Genomic DNA, 18,172 nt, shown 5'->3' on the forward strand with positions numbered 1-18,172 from the left:
ATGTCCACCACATCCCTCACCCTCACCGAACAGCAGACACATCGCCCGCATCGCGCTCCGCAACGGGCGTTCAGCGCCGATCAGATCGTCGAAGCGCTGCCTGCGGCGCTGCGCAAACTCAACCCGGCCGCGCAGTGGCGAAACCCCGTCATGTTCTTGGTTTGGGTGGGCGCTGCACTGACCACCCTGATAGCGATCGCTGAACCATTCCTCGGCGGTCCAGAGGATTCCGGCGGCACCGCGGTTCCTTTCGGGTTCACCTGGGGCATTGCTATCTGGTTGTGGCTGACCGTGTTCTTCGCGAACGTCGCCGAAGCGGTTGCGGAAGGTCGCGGCAAGGCGCAGGCGGCCACTCTGCGTAGAACCCGGACAGCAACCCTTGCGCGCCGTGTCATCTCCTACGACCCGAAGCGGGACCCGTCGGCGGCGGGCGCGCAGATCCAGGAGGTGGCGTCGGCCGACCTGGGTTTGGGAGATGTGGTGCTGGTCGAGGCCGGACAGCTGATTCCCGGTGACGGGGACATCGTGCATGGCATCGCGACCGTGGATGAGTCGGCTATCACGGGCGAATCCGCCCCGGTGGTCCGGGAGTCCGGAGGTGACCGCAGCGCCGTCACCGGCGGCACCCGCGTGCTCAGCGACCGCATCGTCGTGCAGATCACGTCCAAGCCGGGCGAGACGTTCGTTGATCGGATGATCGCGCTCGTTGAGGGTGCGTCCCGCCAGCGCACCCCGAACGAGATCGCATTGAACATCCTCCTGGCAAGCCTGTCGATCGTATTCGTCGCCGTGGTTCTCGTGCTGAACCCGATCGCGTCCTACGCGGCATCCCCGGTGTCCATCCCTGTGCTGGTTGCGCTGCTGGTCTGCCTGATCCCGACAACGATCGGCGCGCTGCTCTCAGCGATCGGTATCGCCGGGATGGACCGTCTCGTGCAGCGCAACGTGCTGGCGATGTCAGGTCGTGCGGTTGAAGCCGCCGGCGATGTGACCACGCTGCTGCTCGACAAGACCGGGACGATCACGTACGGCAACCGCCGCGCCTCTGCATTTGTGCCGCTGCCGGATGTCAGCGCAGCGGATCTCATCCGCGCTGCGTCGCTGTCCTCGCTGGTCGACCCGACCCCTGAGGGCACGTCGGTGGTGGAACTCGCGGCGGCTCAGGGTGTTGTGGCGGAGATGCCGCGCGGTGCCGAGTCGGTCCCGTTCACCGCGCAGACCCGGATGAGCGGGCTGGACCTGCCCGATGGCACCCGGGTGCGTAAGGGTGCGGGATCCGCGGTGATGGCATGGCTGGAAGCGGAGGGCGCTGCTGTTCCGACCACGTCTCGCGAGCAACTGATCAGCGAGACCGACGCGATCGCCGAATCCGGAGGCACCCCACTGGTGGTGGCCACTCTTACCGACGGCGTGAGCACCGTACTGGGTGTGATCCACCTGAAGGACATCGTCAAGGACGGGCTGCGGGAACGATTCGGCGAGTTGCGTGCCATGGGCATCCGTACCGTGATGATCACCGGCGACAACCCGCTCACCGCGAAGGCGATCGCCGCCGAGGCGGGTGTGGACGACTATCTTGCCGAGGCCACCCCCGAAGACAAGCTGGCACTCATCCGTAAGGAGCAAGAAGGCGGGAACCTGGTTGCGATGACCGGAGACGGCACCAACGACGCCCCCGCCCTGGCGCAGGCCGATGTCGGGGTGGCGATGAACACCGGGACATCGGCCGCGAAAGAGGCCGGCAACATGGTCGACCTCGACTCAGATCCGACGAAGCTGATTGACATCGTCCGCATTGGAAAGCAACTTCTGATCACCCGAGGGGCGCTCACGACCTTCTCGCTTGCCAACGACATTGCGAAGTACTTCGCGATCATCCCGGCAATGTTCATGGGCATCTTCCCTGGGCTGGCGGCGCTGAACGTGATGGGCCTGTCTTCACCGGCATCCGCGGTGACCAGCGCCATCATCTTCAATGCGATCGTCATCATCGTGCTCATCCCCCTCGCCCTCCGCGGGGTGAAGTACCGCGCGGCGAGCGCCTCGAAGATCCTCAGCCGCAACCTGCTCATATACGGCGTCGGCGGCGTGATCGCTCCGTTCATCGGCATCAAACTCATCGACCTCGCCGTCAGCCTGATCCCGGGCTTCTGAGCCCCACCAAGGAGACTCTGCAATGTCCACTACCCGCGCCACCCTGCGCACCACCGGCGTCGCTGTCCGCGCGATGCTCGTCTTCACCGTCGTTCTCGGCGTCGGCTACATGCTGCTGGTCACCGGGATCGGGCAACTCGCCCTTCCGTTCCAGGCAAACGGGTCACCGATCCGCTCCAGCGACGGGGGACTGGTCGGCTCCGCTCTCATCGGTCAGTCATTCACCGACGCCGATGGCGCCCCGCTGCCGGAGTACTTCCAGTCCCGCCCGTCCGCGGCCGGCGATGGGTACGACGGCGGCGCATCCAGCGGCTCCAACCTGGGACCCAACAACGACGACCTGATCGCCGCCGTCGCCGCACGTCAGGCAAGGATCAGTGAACTGGACGGAGTAACGCTGCAGGAGATTCCGGCCGATGCCGTCACCGCGTCGGGGTCCGGGCTCGACCCCGACATCAGCCCCGGATACGCACTCCTGCAAGTGCCGCGCATCGCCACCGAACGCGGCATGGACGAGCAAGACGTTCGTGCCCTGGTCGAGAAGCACGTGCAGTCCCGCGACCTCGGCTTCCTCGGCGAAGAACGAGTGAACGTGCTGCAGCTCAATCAAGCCCTGGACGCCGTCGGTTGACGCCGGGGAACCACACCGACCCGGCAGTCGGGTCAGGATAGAAAGAGCATTGAGGAGGGTCGCACATGGGGCGCGGAAAACTCAGGGTGCTGCTGGGCGCCGCTCCCGGCGTGGGCAAGACCTACGAGATGCTCGAGGAAGGACGCCGACTCGCCGCCGAAGGGCGCGATGTCGTCATCGGCGTTGTGGAAACGCACGGGCGCACGGCGACCGCCGCACAAGCGGTGGGACTGCCGGTCATCCCGCGGCGGCCCATCGCGCACCGCGGCGTCGTCCTGGACGAGATGGACCTGGACGCCCTCCTGGACCGGCGCCCGGCCCTCGCCCTCGTCGACGAGCTCGCGCACACCAACGCGCCGGGTTCCCGGCATCCGAAACGGTGGCAAGACGTGCAAGAGCTGCTGGAAGCGGGCATCGATGTGATCACCACCGTCAACGTGCAACACATCGAGTCCCTCAATGACGTCGTCGAGGGGATCACGGGCGTCACCCAACGCGAGACGGTGCCGGATTCAGTCGTCCGCGGCGCTGAGCAGATCGAGGTTGTGGACCTGGCCCCGCAGTCACTGCGCGATCGGCTCGCCGCAGGAGTGGTCTACCCGGCCGAACGCATCGACGCGGCGCTGTCGAACTACTTCCGTCTGGGGAACCTCACAGCCCTCCGTGAGCTCGCGCTGCTGTGGCTCGCCGACGAGGTGGACTCGGCGCTGAAGTCCTACCGGGCTGAGCACGGCATCACCGGCGCCTGGCAAGCCAGGGAACGGGTCGTGGTCGCCCTCACCGGCGGACCCGAAGGAGAAACCCTTCTCCGCCGGGGCGCCCGTATCGCCGCCCGCTCCGCGGGAGGCGAGCTCCTCGCGGTGCATGTGTCCAGCCAGGACGGGCTCCGCGACAACGCCCCCGGCGCGCTGGCTGCTCAGCGCGCGCTGGCGGACTCCCTCGGCGGCAGCTACCACCAGGTCGTCGGTGACGACGTCGCACACGCCCTGGTGGAGTTCGCCCGGTCGGTGAACGCGTCACAGCTGGTCATCGGCGTCAGCCGGCGTGGGCGGCTGGCCGCCGCCGTCACCGGGCCGGGGATCGGCGCGACGGTCATCCGCGAATCCGGTGACATCGACGTCCACATCGTCACCCACGCCGCCGCCGGCGGACGCTTCCACCTGCCGCGCATGGCGGGCCCCGCGCTGAGCGCGAAGCGACGCATCCTCGGGATCGTGCTTGCCCTGGCCGGTGGCCCGCTGCTGTCCTGGCTGTTGTTCACAACCAGCAGCGACGATGCGATCACCACCAACGTTCTTGCCTATCAGCTCCTCATCGTGGTCGTCGCCCTCGTCGGCGGCGTCTGGCCGGCGATATTCGCCGCCGTCCTGTCCGCGCTGACCCTTGACTACCTCTTCATCGACCCGCTGTTCGCGATCGAGATCGCAGACCCCACCCATGCGCTGTCTCTCGTGTTGTACGTCGTGATTGCGATCCTGGTCAGCGTCGTCGTCGACCAAGCAGCCCGACGCGCGCGCGCCGCACAGCGTGCCTCGGCGGAGTCGGAACTGCTCGCAACCGTCGCCGGCAGCGTCCTGCGTGGGCAGGGCGCCGTGCCCGCGCTGGTCGCTCGAACTCGAGAAGCCTTCGGTCTGTCCGGGGTTCGGCTGGTCGCCGCCGACGGGACGGTGCTCGCCGCGGATGGTGAGCCCGTGCGCGACGGGCGTGCCGTCAGCCTCCCCGTCGGTGCGGGCACTCCGCCCCGTGCGACCCTGGAGCTGCACGGCGGGGACCTCGACACGTCAGAACGTCGCCTGCTCGATGTCATCGTCACCCAGTTGGCTGCCGCCCTCGAGCACGGCGACCTCGCCGAGACAGCGCGGGAAGCGGGCGCTCTCGCAGAAACCGACCAGGTGCGCAGCGCCCTGCTCTCCGCGGTCAGCCATGACCTGCGGCGACCCCTGTCCGCCGCCGTCGCGGCGCTCGGTGGGCTGCGCGCCGCGGACGGGCGGCTCTCAGACGAGGATCGTCGGGAGCTTCTCGCCACCGCCGATGAGAGCCTCACCACGCTGACGGTTCTGGTGACGGACCTGCTCGATGTCAGCCGCGTTGAAGCCGGGGTTCTTGCGGTCGCGCTTCGCCCGGTGGATGCCGCTGGAATCGTCCTGGCCGCTGTCGACGAACTGCGGTTGGGCTCCGACGACGTGGAGCTTGCGCTGGACTCTGATCTCCCTGAGATCAGCGCAGACCCGGTGCTGCTGCAGCGGATCTTGGTCAACGTTCTGACTAACGCGCGGCGCTATTCGCCCGATCACGCGCGCGTTCGAATCGGAACCAGCCAGTTGGGCGGTACCGCCGAAATCCGAGTCGTCGATCATGGACCCGGTATCTCTCCCGAACGCCGCGACGAGATCTTCGCTCCCTTTCAGCGGTTGGGAGATACCGATAACACGACCGGGCTAGGGCTCGGCCTGGCGCTGGCGAAGGGGTTCACCGAAGGGATGGGCGGCACACTCACCGCCGAAGACACCCCGGGCGGGGGGCTCACCATGGTCATCGCTCTACCGATCGCCGCGCCGATCCGCGCACGCGCCGCGGCCCCCGACTCCGGAGAAGCAAGCCGATGAAGATCCTGATCGCCGACGACGACCCGCAGCTCGTCCGCGCCCTGCGCATCACCCTCACCGCGCACGGACATGAAGTGCTCAGCGCTCCAGATGGTGCCGCAGCCGTAACCCTGGCCACTCAAACGGACCCCGAGCTTGTGCTCCTCGACCTGGGAATGCCCCGCCTGGACGGGATGCGCGTGATCGAAGCGCTCCGCGGCTGGACCACCGCACCTATCGTCGTCGTGTCCGGACGCACCGGATCGGCGGACAAAGTCCGGGCCCTCGATGCCGGCGCGGACGACTACGTCACCAAGCCGTTCCAGATCGACGAGTTCCTGGCCCGTCTGCGCGCCCTTGCACGGCGGGCCGCGGCCCATTCCACGGCCCCGGCCGTCAGGTTCGGGGAGGTTGAGATCGACCTGTCCACCAAGACGGTCGCCCGCGGAGGCACACCCGTGCATCTCACGCCTACGGAGTGGCGGATGCTCGAATTCCTCGCGAACAACCCCGGCTCGCTGGTAACCCGGCAGACGTTGCTGAAAGAGATGTGGGGGAGCGAGCAGGTGTCAGATTCGGGATACCTGCGTCTGTACATGTCGCAGCTGCGCAGAAAGCTCGAGGCCGACCCCTCACACCCGCAGTACCTGCTGACCGAACAGGGCATGGGGTACCGCCTCATCGCCGACTGACACACGACAGCGACCATCGAACCTGAACGGAAGCGCTGCGATGCGTCTGCGACGGCCCTCAGCTGACGTGGATGGTCGGGCGTCGCTTCGCATCGGGTTCCGCTTCCCGCAGCACCTCCCGCGTCACAGGAGCGACCTCGCCGGAGCCGACGAACAGATACTTGAGCATGTTGGAGACCGGGTTCCCCTCGGTCCACTCGAAGTATGCGCCGGGGATCACCCCGGTCTGATCGCGGATCTGCAACAGCAGGGCGGCGAGCGTGTTGGGGATGTTTGCGCTGTTGACGGTGAGCACCCGGTAGCCGTGCTTTTCCACGCCCTCGACGAGGAGCTCTTCTTCGAACTCTGACGAGTCCGTCGGGTGAACCTCGAGGAAGATGATTCGTGAATCGATCGGGATGTGCGAATAGCGCCGCTCGGCCGCGTCCTTGCTCGAGTACTCCTCCGGGCTGCCGTCATCCGGTTCGTTTGCGACGATCCGGATCTCACCGCTTTCGGCGTCGTCCTCGATGAAGGCCAGGGCGGTTCGGTCGAACGTGACCGTTGTCGCCCGGATCTCGAATGAGCGACCGATCCGCGAGACGGCCGAGATGACCAGAATGCCGACGATGAACATCGTAGCGATGCGGATGCCGTCCGGCCGTTGGATGATGTTGACCACCGTGGTGTAGACGAACACGAGTGCGACGACCCCGAATCCGACGGTGGCTGCCCGCTGCATCCGGCGGCGGGCCGAGAGGGTTACCGCGACAGACGCGGAGGTGATCAGCACCAGAACCCCGGTCGCGTACGCACCCCCCTGGGCGTCGACGTCTGCGTCGAAGACGATCGTGATCAGGAACGCGATCGCCGTGAACACCAGGACTAGTGGGCGCACCGCGCGGGCCCACTGCGGCGCCATCCCATACCGGGGCAGATATCGAGGCACCAGGTTCAACAACCCCGCCATCGCGGAGGCCCCCGCGAACCAGAGGATGCAGATCGTACTGATGTCGTAGACGGTCCCGAAGCCGTTTCCGAGATACTCGTGCGCAAGATACGCCAGCGCGCGACCGTTGGCACTGCCCCCCGGCTGAAACTCCTCTTGGGGAATGAGCAGGGTCGTGACAAAACTCGAGCTGATCAAGAACGTGCTCATGATGATTGCGGCCGTGGTCAGAAGGCGACCTGCGCCCATGATTCTGCCCGTGGGCTTGTCCGCTGTATCTGTCTGGTCGCCCTTGATCTGGGGCATCACGGCGACTCCCGTTTCGAAGCCGGACAAACCCAGCGCGAGCTTCGGGAACACCAGCAACGCGATGCCGATCATGAGCCAGGGGCTACCGTTCTGCACGTTCAACGCCGCCCACCAGTCGGTCACCACCAGCGGGTTCTCGGCCACATGAGCGACGGAGACCAGGATCACTACCAGGTTCAGGGCCAGAAACACGGCGACCAGGACCACCGCGATCCCGATCGCTTCGCGGAATCCTTTGAGGAAGACGAGCGCCAACAGGGTGACGAGGAACAGCGTGATGCCCACCTGGTTGCCTTGGAACCATTCGGGTGCGAACGGGTTCTCCACCGCGTGCGCAGTCGCGTCCGCCGCCGACAGAGTGATGGTGATCATGAAGTCGGTGGCCGCGAAACCGAGAAGGACCAGTACGAACACCTTTCCCGCCCACCATGGCAAGAGGTGTTCCAGCATGGCGATCGAGCCGGACCCGTCAGAACTCTCCCGAGCCACCCTTCGGTACACCGGCAGCGCACCGAACAGGGTGAGGAGCACCAGCACGATCGTCGCGAGTGGTGAGAGGAGTCCGGCGGCCAACGCCGCGATCGCGGGCTGGTAGCCGAGGGTGGAGAAGTAGTCCACTCCAGTCAGGCACATCACCTGCCACCATGAGTGCGTTCTGCCGGTCGTTCGCGCGTGCGGGCCTTGATGCCTGCCCTGACTGTCCACCAGCCCTTCGAGGAGCCACCGCCTCGCGCGCGCCACGCCGCCAGATGGCACCTCGGGTGGCACGCGTTCCAGCGATGATTCAGACATTCAGCCCCGGGATATCCACTCGGAATCAGGCTTCTCGTTCGGATATGAAGAGGGGGTGCTCAGCGTGTGAACGAGAACGATGTCGGCGACTACCTTGACGAGGAGGGCGACGGCGAGATCGACGACTACATCTTCTCGCTGCCACTGCATGTGCTCGCCGAGACCGAGGCGTTCCTGCCCGCCCTCGACGGCTTCCCGCAGAAGTTCCCGCCCGGCGAGCGATTCTCCTATTGCAATGGCGGGTACGTGGTGCTCGCGCTCATCGCGGAGCGCGTCAGCGGCCGCGACTTCCATGAACTGGTCCAGACGGAAGTCTGCGACCGGGCGGGACTCACCGGCTCCGCGTTCCTCCGCTCCGACGACCTCCCTGGGGATGCCGCGCTCGGCTACTTGGACGAGGAGGGCAACCGCACGAACGTGCTGCACCTCCCGGTACGGGGCAACGGCGACGGCGGGATGTACTTCACCGCCGACGACCTGCACCGGTTCTGGAACGCACTGCTGGACGGCCGGATCGTGTCGCCGGGCACACTCGCAGAGATGATTCGTCCCCGCTTCGACGTGCCGTCAGAGCACAAGCGGTACGGGATGGGGCTGTGGCTCGGTCGCCGCAATTCCTCGCTGATCCTCGAGGGCTACGACGCCGGCGCCTCATTCCGGTCCACGCGCATCCCCGAGACCCGCACGACGGTCACCGTGCTCGGCAACAGCTCGGAGGGCGCCTGGCCGGTGATCTACGCCCTGGCGGACGCCATGGACGGGACCGTCCGCGGGAAGTTCCCGGACGAGACCTGACGGAGAAGCGGGCGGCAGGCGCGACCGTGCCGCGTTTGCCGCGCCCGCGCGATCGAAGAGAACTCATCCTTCCTCGTGCGCTGCGGCCCCGTGCCTCAGGGGTTCCGGGCGCCCAGGGTCGCCGCGACGGTGACGATGCCGACGATGATCGCGTTCACGGTGCGCGAGACGGCTTCGGTCGCGGCCCCCGCGCCCCAGACTCCACGCTCGAGTTCCTGGACGCGCGTGATGACGGCGGAGTTCCAGGGAATGTCCCGATGGAACTGGGGGAGTGCGCCGCTCGCCCACACCAGTGCTGCCAACGCAGCGACGCGTGGCGTCGGTTCTGTCCGGTCGACGAGTGCGGCACGGATGCCACTCAGAAGGCCGGCCCGGCGCCCGTTTCCGCCGTCCACGAGCGCTGTCGTGTGAAACAGACCGAGCACCTTGCGGCTCACCTCGCGGATGTCGCCGCGTGCGATGAGTCGTTCCAGCAGAGGCTCGCGAAGCGTCGGTCCGATCGCGGCGAGGACGTCTTGAACGCCGCGAGGCTTGCCGGAGACGTAGTTCCATGCGGAGCGGAGGATCTCGTCCGCGGGCTCCCGCCCTTCGACGGCTTGCACATTCATCGTCCCGCTCCAGGTCGTCGTGGTCGTCACACGCTCCTCCAGCGCGACGTCTGCGAGTACGGCCCCGGCGAGGACGTAGAAGAGCGTGTTCTCGCCGACGATCGTGCCGGAGTCGGGCTGGAACAGCAGAAGAAGGAGATCTTCCGCAAGCGTCGGGTTGTCGACGTTCCGCGCCTCGCCGGGTGTCGTGGCCTGACCTCCGACGAGGCGTGCTTCCGGCTGCTGCGTCATCTCAGACTCCCACGACGTAGGTGAGGGCGAGCCAGGCCGAGACGCTGGCCACCGTCGTCCAGAGGGCGATGGCTGCCGCCTGCCAGAGCAGGACCCAGGCGCGTGGTGATCCGCCCGCGACGAGGATCGCGGATGTGACCTGGGTCGGGAGCGCCAGCGGGCCGAGGAGACTCGCGCCGGGAACGCCGAAGCGGACGAACCACTTGTTGAGGCGCTGGCGGCCCTTCTGACGACCCTTCGACTCAGGCTTGACGGATGCCGTCGCCTCGTCCGTGGCAGCACTCTGGTCGCTTCCGAATGCCGAGGACTCTGCCGCTCCCGCGGTCGCACCGACCAGCGCCGTGCGGTTCACCACGGCGGTGCGTACCCGCGACGTGAGGAGCACCGTGAAGAGCACCGTGACGAAGTTTCCCATAGCCCCGGCGATCGCCGCGACGATGGGATTGAGACCGCTGACGATGCCGATCACGGCTGCGACGTCCCCCTCGACGGCGGGGATCGCTCCGGCGAGCATCACCACCAGCGGCTGGACGAAGTCAGGCACCTGGGCTACGAGATCCTGGAAGGTGCTGATGAGCTCATGAAAGAAGTTCATGATTCGGATTCCTTTCTTGTCGTGATTTTGTGGAATCGAGCGAGTTTCGATCGACCCATTCCCCAGTAGAAACCGTGTTCCCAGAACAAGGTCAAGTCGTTCCCGGGTACGTCCTCTGCTCGGCGTCGTGGCTTTTGCGCGGTCGTGCCGCACCTGCTCATCTGCGAGGATGCCCGCACGTGCGAGCACGTCGATCTGGGCGCGGTTGTACAGCTCTCCCACGGCCTCGATGAACGTCTGCCGCGTCACGCGCTCGCTCTTGGACTGGTGTCCTGACGAGTCCGGGGTACGCGAGACCGGCGCGCTGGCCACGCTTCCATCCGCCCTTCTCGTCCAGTCGGTCATGCTCGTCCTCGCCGGTGAGTTCGCCCGTGGCGCGGAGCAGACCGCGATCGCAGCTGCGACCAGGGCTGTGCCGCTGCTGCACGCACAGCTCATCCTGGCTGCCTGGCGCGGTCGCCCGGACGAGAGCGCCGAGGTCTATGCGACGATCGTCGAGGAAGCGGGCGGACACGCGAACACCACCGAGGTCTCGCTGGCGCAGTACGGCATGGCGGTGCTGCACAACGGTCTCGGCGATTACCCCGCAGCTCAGGCCGCCGCGGCCCGGGCCTTCGAATCCGCAGAGCTGACGAACAGCAACTTGGCCCACTCAGAACTCATCGAAGCGGCCTGCCGTTCCGGCCGGCCCGAGAGCGCGACCGAGGCGCTGGACCAGCTCACTTCACGCGCTCTCGCCAGCGGCACCCCATGGGGGCTCGGGCTGGCGGCCCGTTCAGGCGCGTTGACCAGCGCCGGGCCGGCCGCCGAGGCGCTGTACCGTGAGGCGATCGAGCAGCTCGCGCGCTGCCGGATGCCCGGCCACCTCGCTCGCACCCACCTCGTCTACGGCGAGTGGCTGCGCCGCGAAGGTCGTTGCCAGGACGCGCGCCAACAACTGCGCACCGCCCATGACCTTCTCTCCGACATGCTGCCGCCGGCAACTCCGAGAGCTGACCCTTCCTTGAGTCATCGACGCCGGCACGGTCGGCGGCTGAATCCGCTCGCGCCGCCGTCCCGCGGGCCACGGTGACGTGGGTGAGAACTCAGCCCGGCCCGGCCTCTTCGCGATCGGCCACCCTGAGAGTGCCGATCGACAACTCCTCCATGTCGACCTTGCGCGCTGCGAGGTCGGGCTCGGCGGACGCGGACGAGGCATCCGTGTCGACCTGTTCCCGGAGCAGCATGATGCCGCCTGAGGAGTTCGCGGAGTGGGCGAGCTGGTCGATCCACACCCGGTTCAGCTGAGCAGGAGAAGGGTCGTCGAAGACGAAACGCAGCGGAATCGACGGGTGCAGCCAGATGGTGCTGCGGCCCCGCGGCTGATCGTCAGGGTGCTGCCAGGACAGCGTGAAGCTCTCGCCTCGACGCAACTTGGTGGCGATGACGACCTTGAGGTGTGCCAGTGCCCGATCGTCGATGACGATCGGGCTTGCGGATTCTCCGTAGAAGATGGTGCCCACCCGCGTCACCCTATGCCTGTGCACATGTTGTTCGCCAGGGCCTTGAACATGCCCGAACTGCCGCGCACCGACCGTGTGCCGGCGGTCACCGCTCGACGGGCGGGGGACCCGTCACTCACCCCTCGACGAACGCGCGGCGGAGGATGGGCCTGGTCGCGAGAGTGCTGAACCAGACGATTCCGATGCCCGCGCCGACGACCGCGGCGATCGTGATGAGTGAGGCGGGCGCTGTGACGAGCGCGACCCCGAGCAACGGGAAGATCAACACGCCCGCGCACAACGCCGACCCGAGCGCCGTGAAAAGCAGCGGGCTCATGATCGCCCGGCGTCGGGCGAGCTCGACGGTCTCGATCGGCATGCCCAGGCGGTGCAGGCTGCGATGCAGCTCTTGACGGTCCAGGATCTCCGCTGCCTGGTTCACTCCGACTGAGGCCGCCACCATGAGGAACGATGCGACGAGGACGATCGTCACGCCGGTGCGGATGTCGGAGGCAAGCATCACATCTTCGATGGACCCGCCGCCCATGACCTCGAGCGCAGCGACCGCAGCACCGGCGAACACTGCGATGAAGCTCGCCATCGCGATTCCGCTCACCTGGCGCCACGCCGCTTTTGGTGACTCCAGGCCTGTGCGGGCGGCGAGCAGCTGGTCCGCCCGCTGTGCGCGCCGCAGTCGTCGCCGCGCCTGCAGGCCGATCGCCCACGGTCCGATGACGTTGAGCACCGCGAATGCGATCGCGAAGACGACGGAGAGCACGACGATGGTCGGCAGAACGCTCGCCGCTCCGGGAACCACCGAGATCAGGCCGAACGCTGCGCCGAGCGCGATGACCGTGATGACGGCGCGGATCCAGTGGGGCTTCTCGGTCACCGCTCGGGTGCGGACGCCGAGCGGCGAGATGACGACTTTCCGCAGCCCGAGGGCGGCGCTGGCCGCGGCCAGCAGCACGATCGCGGCCACGACCGCAAGGCCGATCGGCGCGGGCAGCAGCACGGATCCCGCACCCAGTGCCGCACCGCGGAACGGGATGAGACCGACGAAAGGCACGATCAGCAGGTGGACGAGGACGCCGGCCACTGCCCCGACCGCGGCCACGATGGTCGACTCGGCGACGGTTGCTGCCACGACGCCGGCCGGCGAGACGCCCAGGAGCCGGAGGGTGGAGAGGCGCTCATCGCGTCGGCGGGCCGACAGCCGCGCGGCGGCGCCCCCGAGCGTGACCAGCGGCACGACCAGCAGGACGAGCGCCATCGCGGCCAGGACATGGTAGATCTGCGCTTCTGGGTCCGTCCACGTCCAGAAGGACTGCGCGCCGCCGACGACGGTCAGTACCAGGGCGCTGACGGTAGCGAACGCGACGACCGGTAGAGCGATCACATGCTTCTGCCCCGCGGTGGGCCGCAGCAGCAGCACCAGGACACCGGGGTTCACGCCGGAATCCCTGCGGTGACCAGGCGACCGTCGCGCACGGACAGCGTACGTGAGCAGCGGGCGGCGACCTCGGCGTCGTGGGTTACGACCACGAGCGTGCGTCCCTGCTGGGTGGTCGCCCACAGCAGCGCATCCATCACGTCCCCGGAGGTGCGCGAGTCGAGCGCCCCCGTCGGCTCATCGGCGAAGACGACCTCGGCGCCCGTCACCTGTGCGCGTGCGATCGCGACCCGCTGGGCCTGCCCGCCGGAAAGTTCGCCGATGCGGCGGTCCTCCAGCCCCGCGAGGCCGAGGGCCGCGAGCCAGGAGGCAGCGCGTTCGGTGGACTCCGCGCGCCCGCGTCCGGTGATCATCAGCGCGATCGCGACGTTCTCGAGCGCGGTCAGCTCGGGGAGGAGAAGACCCTGCTGGAAGACGAACCCGAAGTTCTCCCTGCGCAATTTCGATCGTCCCGTCTCGCTGAGCGAGGTGACCTCCACCGGGCCGGCGGCGGCGGGGGAGAAGACCACGCGACCCTGATCGGGTGCGGTGATGCCGGCGAGCACGTGCAGGAGAGTCGTCTTGCCCGAACCGGATGCCCCCATGACCGCCACCGACTCGCCGCGCAGGATGGTGAGGTCCACGCCGGCGAGGGCGGTCGTCGATCCGTAGCTCTTGAAGAGTCCGCGGGCGTGCAGCACTGAGTGGTTCATGATTCCAGCCTCGTCGCCGTGGCCCTCGCTGTCGTCGTCCGTGCGGATGACCCCTACCTCGGGCCGTCATCCTGAAGGGTGACGGCGGTCCAACCCGTCGACCCGGTCGTCCCCTCCCGGCTGCGGGCGGGCACCCGGCGGCACCCCCGGCGGGAGTCAGAGCCCGGGCAGGTGACGGATGTTCGAGCGAGCCATCGCCACGGCTTCGGCCGCCCCGCCGCGCAGCACGATCTTCGACATCGCCAAGGCGAAACCACGCACCTGATCGCCGGTGATCGCCGGCGGCAACGACAGCGCACGCGGGTCCGTGGCGATATCGACGAGCGCCGGACCCGGGTGGGCGAGCGCCGCGGCGACCGCATCGCGGAGCTGGGTCGGATCTTCGATGCGCGCGGCGTGGAACCCGATTGCGGCGGCAATCGCACCGTAGTCGGCGCTTGGCACATCGACGCCGAAGTCAGGGATGCCATCCACGAGCATCTCGAGCTTGACCAGGCCGAGCGTGGAGTTGTTGAACACGAACACCTTCACCGGCAGGCTGTACGCCGTGGCGGTGATGAGCTCGCCGAGCAGCATCGAGAGCCCGCCGTCGCCGGCGATCGCGACGACCTGGCGCTCCGGGTAGGCCACCTGAGCGCCGAGGGCGTGGGGCAGCGCATTCGCCATCGTGCCGTGCAGGAAGGACCCGATGATCCGCCGCTCCGGCCCGGGGGTGACGTACCGCGCCTGCCATACGTTGCCCATCCCGGTGTCGGCGGTGAAGATCGCGTCGGATGCCGTGAGCTCGTCGATGACCGTGATGGCGAACTCCGGATGGATCGGCGCGCGTGTTCCGACATCGGTGTAGGTGCCCACGACGCTCGTGAGGAGTTTGTCGTGCCTCTTCAAGGTGCGGTCCAGGAACGTGCGCTTGGGCTTGGGCGCCACAAGTTCGGTGAGCCGCGCCAGAGTCGACCTCACGTCACCGTGCACCGGGTGCGCCACGCTCACGCGGCGGCCCAGGTGCGAGGCATCCGTGTCGATCTGGGCGATCGTGATCTTGTCAGGATCGGGAAGGAACTGCTCGTACGGGAAATCGGTCCCCAGGAGAAGGAGGAGATCTGCATCATGGATGCCGGCATGCGCGGCGCCATAGCCCAGCAGGCCCGTCATGCCGACGTCGAAGGGGTTGTCGTACTGGATCCATTGCTTTCCACGCAAGGAGTGCGCGATCGGCGCCTTCAGCAGCTCGGCGAACGCGATGACCTCGTCGTGCGCGCCCTCCACGCCGGCGCCGGCGAAGATCGCGACCGTGCCGGCGTCGTCGATCGCCTGGGCGAGGGAGCGAACGTCGGCGTCGGCGGGCACCAGCCGCGGCGTCCCGGTGGGGACGAGCATCGGGAAGGAGTCCGTCGCGTCGAACTCCGCCACGTCGCCCGGGATGATCAGCACAGCGACACCGGGGCCGGTCATCGCGTGACGGAGCGCGGCGTTCACGGTGCGGGGAGACTGGTCGGCGGTCATCACCATCTCGCAGTAGTTCGAGCACTCCACGAACAGGCGCTCGGGGTGCGTCTCCTGGAAGTAGCTCGTTCCGATCTCGCGCGTCGGGATGTGGCTGGCGATGGCGAGCACCGGGGCTTTGGAGCGGTGCGCGTCGTAGAGGCCGTTGATGAGGTGCAGGTTTCCCGGCCCGCAGCTTCCCGCACAGACCGCGAGCTTGCCGGTGAGTTGCGCCTCGGCGGCGGCCATGAGCGCCGCAGACTCCTCGTGACGGACATGGATCCAGTCGATACCGCCCTTCGCGCTGCCTCCGGAGCGTCGGACGGCATCCACGATGGGGTTGAGCGAATCGCCGACGATACCGTAGATGTGCTCGACGCCGACGGCGATCAGCTGGGCGACGAGTTGGTCGGCGATGGTGCGGGCCATGGGCTCCTCTTTCGGTCGACGGGCGTCGGACCAGTCTTCTCCGACACAGTCGACACGTCGAGGGGCGTGGACTGATCCGTGTTCGGGATGCCGGCGTCCCACACGCGATCTGAGCGACCGAACATCGTCCCGCGGCAAGAGGAAAGGGCCGGCCCGAAGGCCGACCCTTTCCTCCGCTCGAGCGGTCAGAACGCCTGTTCGATCCAGGCGTCGCCCGATACCGGCTTTCCGAGCATCATTCCTTCGGGCTCGGCGGTGCCCTCGTAGACGGGAGAGCCGCTGATGGCGAACTCCTGGTTCTGCAGTCGTGTCGTCACGGTGATGTCCACATCGAAGGAGGGGATCTCCACCCGGAACTGCTGGGCGTAGCCGTTCCCGCTGTCCGGGCTCGTCCACAGCTCGCCGACCGGCGTGACGGTGCTCGCCACGTAGTAGAGGTTGCCGTCCGGGTCCTGCAGGGTCGCGTAGGCGTCCACCGAGACGCCGATCTCGGGCTTGTACCCCTCGCCGATGATGCCGGCGTTCGAGATCGTGTAGCCGTTGTCCAGCTGCATGTCCTGCAGCAGCCAGCGCACCCGGGTGTCGGAGGTCCCGCCGCCGAAGTATCCGTACTCGTGGTCCATCCACGTGGTGCCTTCGACCGCGAACTCCTCGCCGTCGATGGTGATCGTTCCCGACGCGGCGAGCCTCGTGTACGAGAAGTAGTAGTTGTCCTTCGTGAGGTCCTGGGTCGTCGAGCTCGGCTCGATGCCCGTGCCCCAGACGTAGAACGGACGCCCCTGCTGAGAGAACGTGAGATCGAACTCGACCTCGTCGAGGGTCTCGTTGTCCACGAGCAGCGACTGCACAGCGATGTTCTGCGTGGGGTCCGCCTTCGGTGCCGTCATCGAGACGTAGCTGCGGACGGCGACCGCGGTCGCACCCGTGCCATCGCCACCCGTAAGGGTCACCGTCGGGGTGGTGCTGTAACCGGTGCCCGGCTTGAGCAGCACGATCTGGCTCACACCGCCGTCGGAATCGAGGATCGCAACAGCCGAGGCGTCCGACCCATCGCCCTCGATCTTCACGTCCGGAGCCTTCGTATAGCCAGTCCCCGCATTCGTCACGGAGAAGCCGCCGACCGCCCAGCTGGGGTCGCCGAGCCTGGCGTACCAGTCCTTCTTCGGGTCGCCTTCGGCCCAGTTCGCGACGTCGAAGACGCCGAGCGGACTGGGGCCGTACACCTGAGTGCGCTGGTAATGGCGCTGGTTCTCGATGTCACTCAGCGACACCTGCGTCATCGCGAAGTCCTGGCCGGTGAATGATGCCGCGTTGATCTCGAAGCCGAACACCCGATCTCCGGCGCGCAGCGTGCCGATGTGCCACCACCACTCCGTGGGCGCGCCGTCGTGACGGTACATGTCCTCGGGCACGCTGAGGACGACGTTCTCCTCCGGCACCGGGTCGGGCTGCGTCGTGCCCGTCCACATCGTGTTCGTGGGAACGGGAACGGTTGGCGCGGCCACTCCTCCCGGACCGCCGCAGGCGGTCAGCGCTGCGGTGAGCGCTCCGACGATGCCGATCCCGACTGCTCGTGCTTTCCAGGGAGTCCGTGTCATGTTGCTGATGCTATCGATGCGATACCGGCATTCTGCTCAGTAATTGGTGAGCGCGTTCTTCGATACCTAAGCGTTATGCTCACCAGTCCCGTACCCGGGACCGTGTGCGGGCGCCCCGCCGTTTCCCGCTATTGTCCAAAGGGGCACACCAGAGGTCGTGCATCGGCCGAGGCACGACCGGGGGGTTAGCTGTGGAGCGGGCAACGAAGTATCTGAAACAGGCAGCGGGGCTCGCCGTCTGCGCCGTGATGGCGCTGACGATCACGGCATGCAGCACCGCGCCGACGGCATCCGAGACGATGGCACCGAAGATCAGTGCCATCGACATCGCCACGGGAGACCAATCCGAGCCGGTGGAGGTCGCCGTCGACGGCGGTGCGGCCGGGGTGGGGGTGACGTTCCGCGAGATCACGATCGAGCCGGGCGCAGGAACAGGCGAGCACTGCCACTACGGACAGCTGATCGCCGTCGTGCAGGCGGGCGAGCTCACGCACTACTCCGAGACGCATCCCGGCGGGGTCCGCGTGTACAAGGCGGGCGAGTCCATCATCGAGGGTGCCGGCTACCCGCACGAAGGGCGCAACGAGGGCGACAGCGAGGTGATCCTCTGGGTCACTTACGTCATCCCCGACGGCAAGCCCCTGGCCGAGACCGAACTCGCCAACTGCGACAGCTGACGACCTGGGGATCTCGCCTCGCCCCGTGGCATGCTGGACA

Annotated in this window: 14 protein-coding genes and 1 pseudogene; 7 read left to right on the forward strand and 8 right to left on the reverse strand. The window is 67.4% G+C overall.

The window, feature by feature from the left end; genetic code table 11:
* The 4 genes from kdpB (at nt 1) to ABD655_RS07470 (ending at nt 6,062) form a co-directional block, all read left to right on the forward strand.
* On the forward strand, nt 1–2,154 hold the full coding sequence (kdpB, locus tag ABD655_RS07455; RefSeq protein WP_344712850.1) for a potassium-transporting ATPase subunit KdpB: 2,154 nt from the start codon (nt 1–3) through the stop codon (nt 2,152–2,154).
* A 22-nt stretch (nt 2,155–2,176) separates the two neighbouring features.
* Nucleotides 2,177–2,785: a potassium-transporting ATPase subunit KdpC gene (kdpC, locus tag ABD655_RS07460; protein ID WP_344712851.1), complete on the forward strand. Its 609-nt coding sequence runs from the start codon at nt 2,177–2,179 to the stop codon at nt 2,783–2,785.
* Nucleotides 2,786–2,850: 65 nt separating this feature from the next.
* Complete coding sequence (locus tag ABD655_RS07465; protein ID WP_344712853.1) at nt 2,851–5,391, forward strand: ATP-binding protein; 2,541 nt, start codon at nt 2,851–2,853, stop codon at nt 5,389–5,391.
* Complete coding sequence (locus tag ABD655_RS07470; protein WP_344712855.1) at nt 5,388–6,062, forward strand: response regulator; 675 nt, start codon at nt 5,388–5,390, stop codon at nt 6,060–6,062. Before ABD655_RS07465 ends, ABD655_RS07470 begins: the two co-directional genes overlap by 4 nt.
* Before the next feature lie 58 nt (nt 6,063–6,120).
* On the opposite strand, the gene ABD655_RS07475 is transcribed toward ABD655_RS07470, so the two are convergent.
* Nucleotides 6,121–8,091 (reverse strand): APC family permease, encoded by a 1,971-nt coding sequence (locus ABD655_RS07475; protein WP_344712856.1) that lies wholly within the window; start codon nt 8,089–8,091, stop codon nt 6,121–6,123.
* A 66-nt stretch (nt 8,092–8,157) separates the two neighbouring features.
* On the opposite strand from ABD655_RS07475, the gene ABD655_RS07480 reads away from it, so the two are divergent.
* Entirely contained in the window at nt 8,158–8,886 is a 729-nt protein-coding gene (locus ABD655_RS07480) for a serine hydrolase domain-containing protein (RefSeq protein WP_344712857.1), read from the forward strand.
* Nucleotides 8,887–8,981: 95 nt separating this feature from the next.
* On the opposite strand, the gene ABD655_RS07485 is transcribed toward ABD655_RS07480, so the two are convergent.
* Both ABD655_RS07485 and ABD655_RS07490 read right to left on the reverse strand, forming a co-directional pair.
* Nucleotides 8,982–9,725, reverse strand: a complete 744-nt coding sequence (locus tag ABD655_RS07485; RefSeq protein ID WP_344712859.1) for a GOLPH3/VPS74 family protein — start codon at nt 9,723–9,725, stop codon at nt 8,982–8,984.
* A gap of 1 nt (nt 9,726) precedes the next feature.
* Nucleotides 9,727–10,320, reverse strand: coding sequence for a small multidrug efflux protein (locus ABD655_RS07490; protein ID WP_344712860.1), 594 nt, complete (start codon nt 10,318–10,320; stop codon nt 9,727–9,729).
* Nucleotides 10,321–10,489: 169 nt separating this feature from the next.
* Here ABD655_RS07490 and ABD655_RS07495 point away from each other — a divergent pair, with 169 nt between their 5' ends.
* Nucleotides 10,490–11,392, forward strand: a complete 903-nt coding sequence (locus ABD655_RS07495; protein WP_344712861.1) for a hypothetical protein — start codon at nt 10,490–10,492, stop codon at nt 11,390–11,392.
* 121 nt (nt 11,393–11,513) lie between these two features.
* Here the strand turns inward: ABD655_RS07495 and ABD655_RS07500 are convergent.
* The 5 genes and pseudogenes from ABD655_RS07500 to ABD655_RS07520 all read right to left on the reverse strand — a co-directional run.
* Nucleotides 11,514–11,822, reverse strand: a pseudogene (locus ABD655_RS07500) (DUF7882 family protein); the annotation flags it as partial.
* 115 nt (nt 11,823–11,937) lie between these two features.
* Complete coding sequence (locus ABD655_RS07505) at nt 11,938–13,254, reverse strand: permease (protein WP_344712863.1); 1,317 nt, start codon at nt 13,252–13,254, stop codon at nt 11,938–11,940.
* Nucleotides 13,251–13,946 carry an ABC transporter ATP-binding protein gene (locus ABD655_RS07510; protein ID WP_344712865.1) on the reverse strand — a complete coding sequence of 232 codons (696 nt, stop codon included), beginning with the start codon at nt 13,944–13,946 and terminating at the stop codon, nt 13,251–13,253. The genes ABD655_RS07505 and ABD655_RS07510 overlap by 4 nt, the downstream gene beginning before the upstream one ends.
* Before the next feature lie 156 nt (nt 13,947–14,102).
* The gene (locus ABD655_RS07515; protein ID WP_344712867.1) at nt 14,103–15,857 is read right to left on the reverse strand and encodes a pyruvate dehydrogenase; all 1,755 of its coding nucleotides are present in this window, start codon (nt 15,855–15,857) and stop codon (nt 14,103–14,105) included.
* A gap of 185 nt (nt 15,858–16,042) precedes the next feature.
* Nucleotides 16,043–17,455: a lipocalin-like domain-containing protein gene (locus ABD655_RS07520; RefSeq protein WP_344712869.1), complete on the reverse strand. Its 1,413-nt coding sequence runs from the start codon at nt 17,453–17,455 to the stop codon at nt 16,043–16,045.
* Between the two features lie 191 nt (nt 17,456–17,646).
* On the opposite strand from ABD655_RS07520, the gene ABD655_RS07525 reads away from it, so the two are divergent.
* Nucleotides 17,647–18,132 carry a cupin domain-containing protein gene (locus ABD655_RS07525; protein WP_344712871.1) on the forward strand — a complete coding sequence of 162 codons (486 nt, stop codon included), beginning with the start codon at nt 17,647–17,649 and terminating at the stop codon, nt 18,130–18,132.
* Nucleotides 18,133–18,172: the final 40 nt, after the last annotated feature.

The sequence above is a fragment of the Microbacterium terregens genome (assembly GCF_039534975.1).
Taxonomy (GTDB): domain Bacteria; phylum Actinomycetota; class Actinomycetes; order Actinomycetales; family Microbacteriaceae; genus Microbacterium; species Microbacterium terregens.

What these genes read in the sequence shown, in the direction of transcription:
- ABD655_RS07470 (WP_344712855.1), top strand. Translation starts at nt 5,388, where the DNA reads ATGAAGATCCTGATCGCCGACGACGACCCGCAGCTCGTCCGCGCCCTG.
- kdpB (WP_344712850.1), top strand. Translation starts at nt 1, where the DNA reads ATGTCCACCACATCCCTCACCCTCACCGAACAGCAGACACATCGCCCG.
- ABD655_RS07490 (WP_344712860.1), bottom strand. Translation starts at nt 10,320, where the DNA reads ATGAACTTCTTTCATGAGCTCATCAGCACCTTCCAGGATCTCGTAGCC.
- ABD655_RS07465 (WP_344712853.1), top strand. Translation starts at nt 2,851, where the DNA reads ATGGGGCGCGGAAAACTCAGGGTGCTGCTGGGCGCCGCTCCCGGCGTG.
- ABD655_RS07510 (WP_344712865.1), bottom strand. Translation starts at nt 13,946, where the DNA reads ATGAACCACTCAGTGCTGCACGCCCGCGGACTCTTCAAGAGCTACGGA.
- ABD655_RS07495 (WP_344712861.1), top strand. Translation starts at nt 10,490, where the DNA reads ATGCCCGCACGTGCGAGCACGTCGATCTGGGCGCGGTTGTACAGCTCT.
- ABD655_RS07475 (WP_344712856.1), bottom strand. Translation starts at nt 8,091, where the DNA reads ATGTCTGAATCATCGCTGGAACGCGTGCCACCCGAGGTGCCATCTGGC.
- ABD655_RS07515 (WP_344712867.1), bottom strand. Translation starts at nt 15,857, where the DNA reads ATGGCCCGCACCATCGCCGACCAACTCGTCGCCCAGCTGATCGCCGTC.
- ABD655_RS07520 (WP_344712869.1), bottom strand. Translation starts at nt 17,455, where the DNA reads ATGACACGGACTCCCTGGAAAGCACGAGCAGTCGGGATCGGCATCGTC.
- ABD655_RS07485 (WP_344712859.1), bottom strand. Translation starts at nt 9,725, where the DNA reads ATGACGCAGCAGCCGGAAGCACGCCTCGTCGGAGGTCAGGCCACGACA.
- kdpC (WP_344712851.1), top strand. Translation starts at nt 2,177, where the DNA reads ATGTCCACTACCCGCGCCACCCTGCGCACCACCGGCGTCGCTGTCCGC.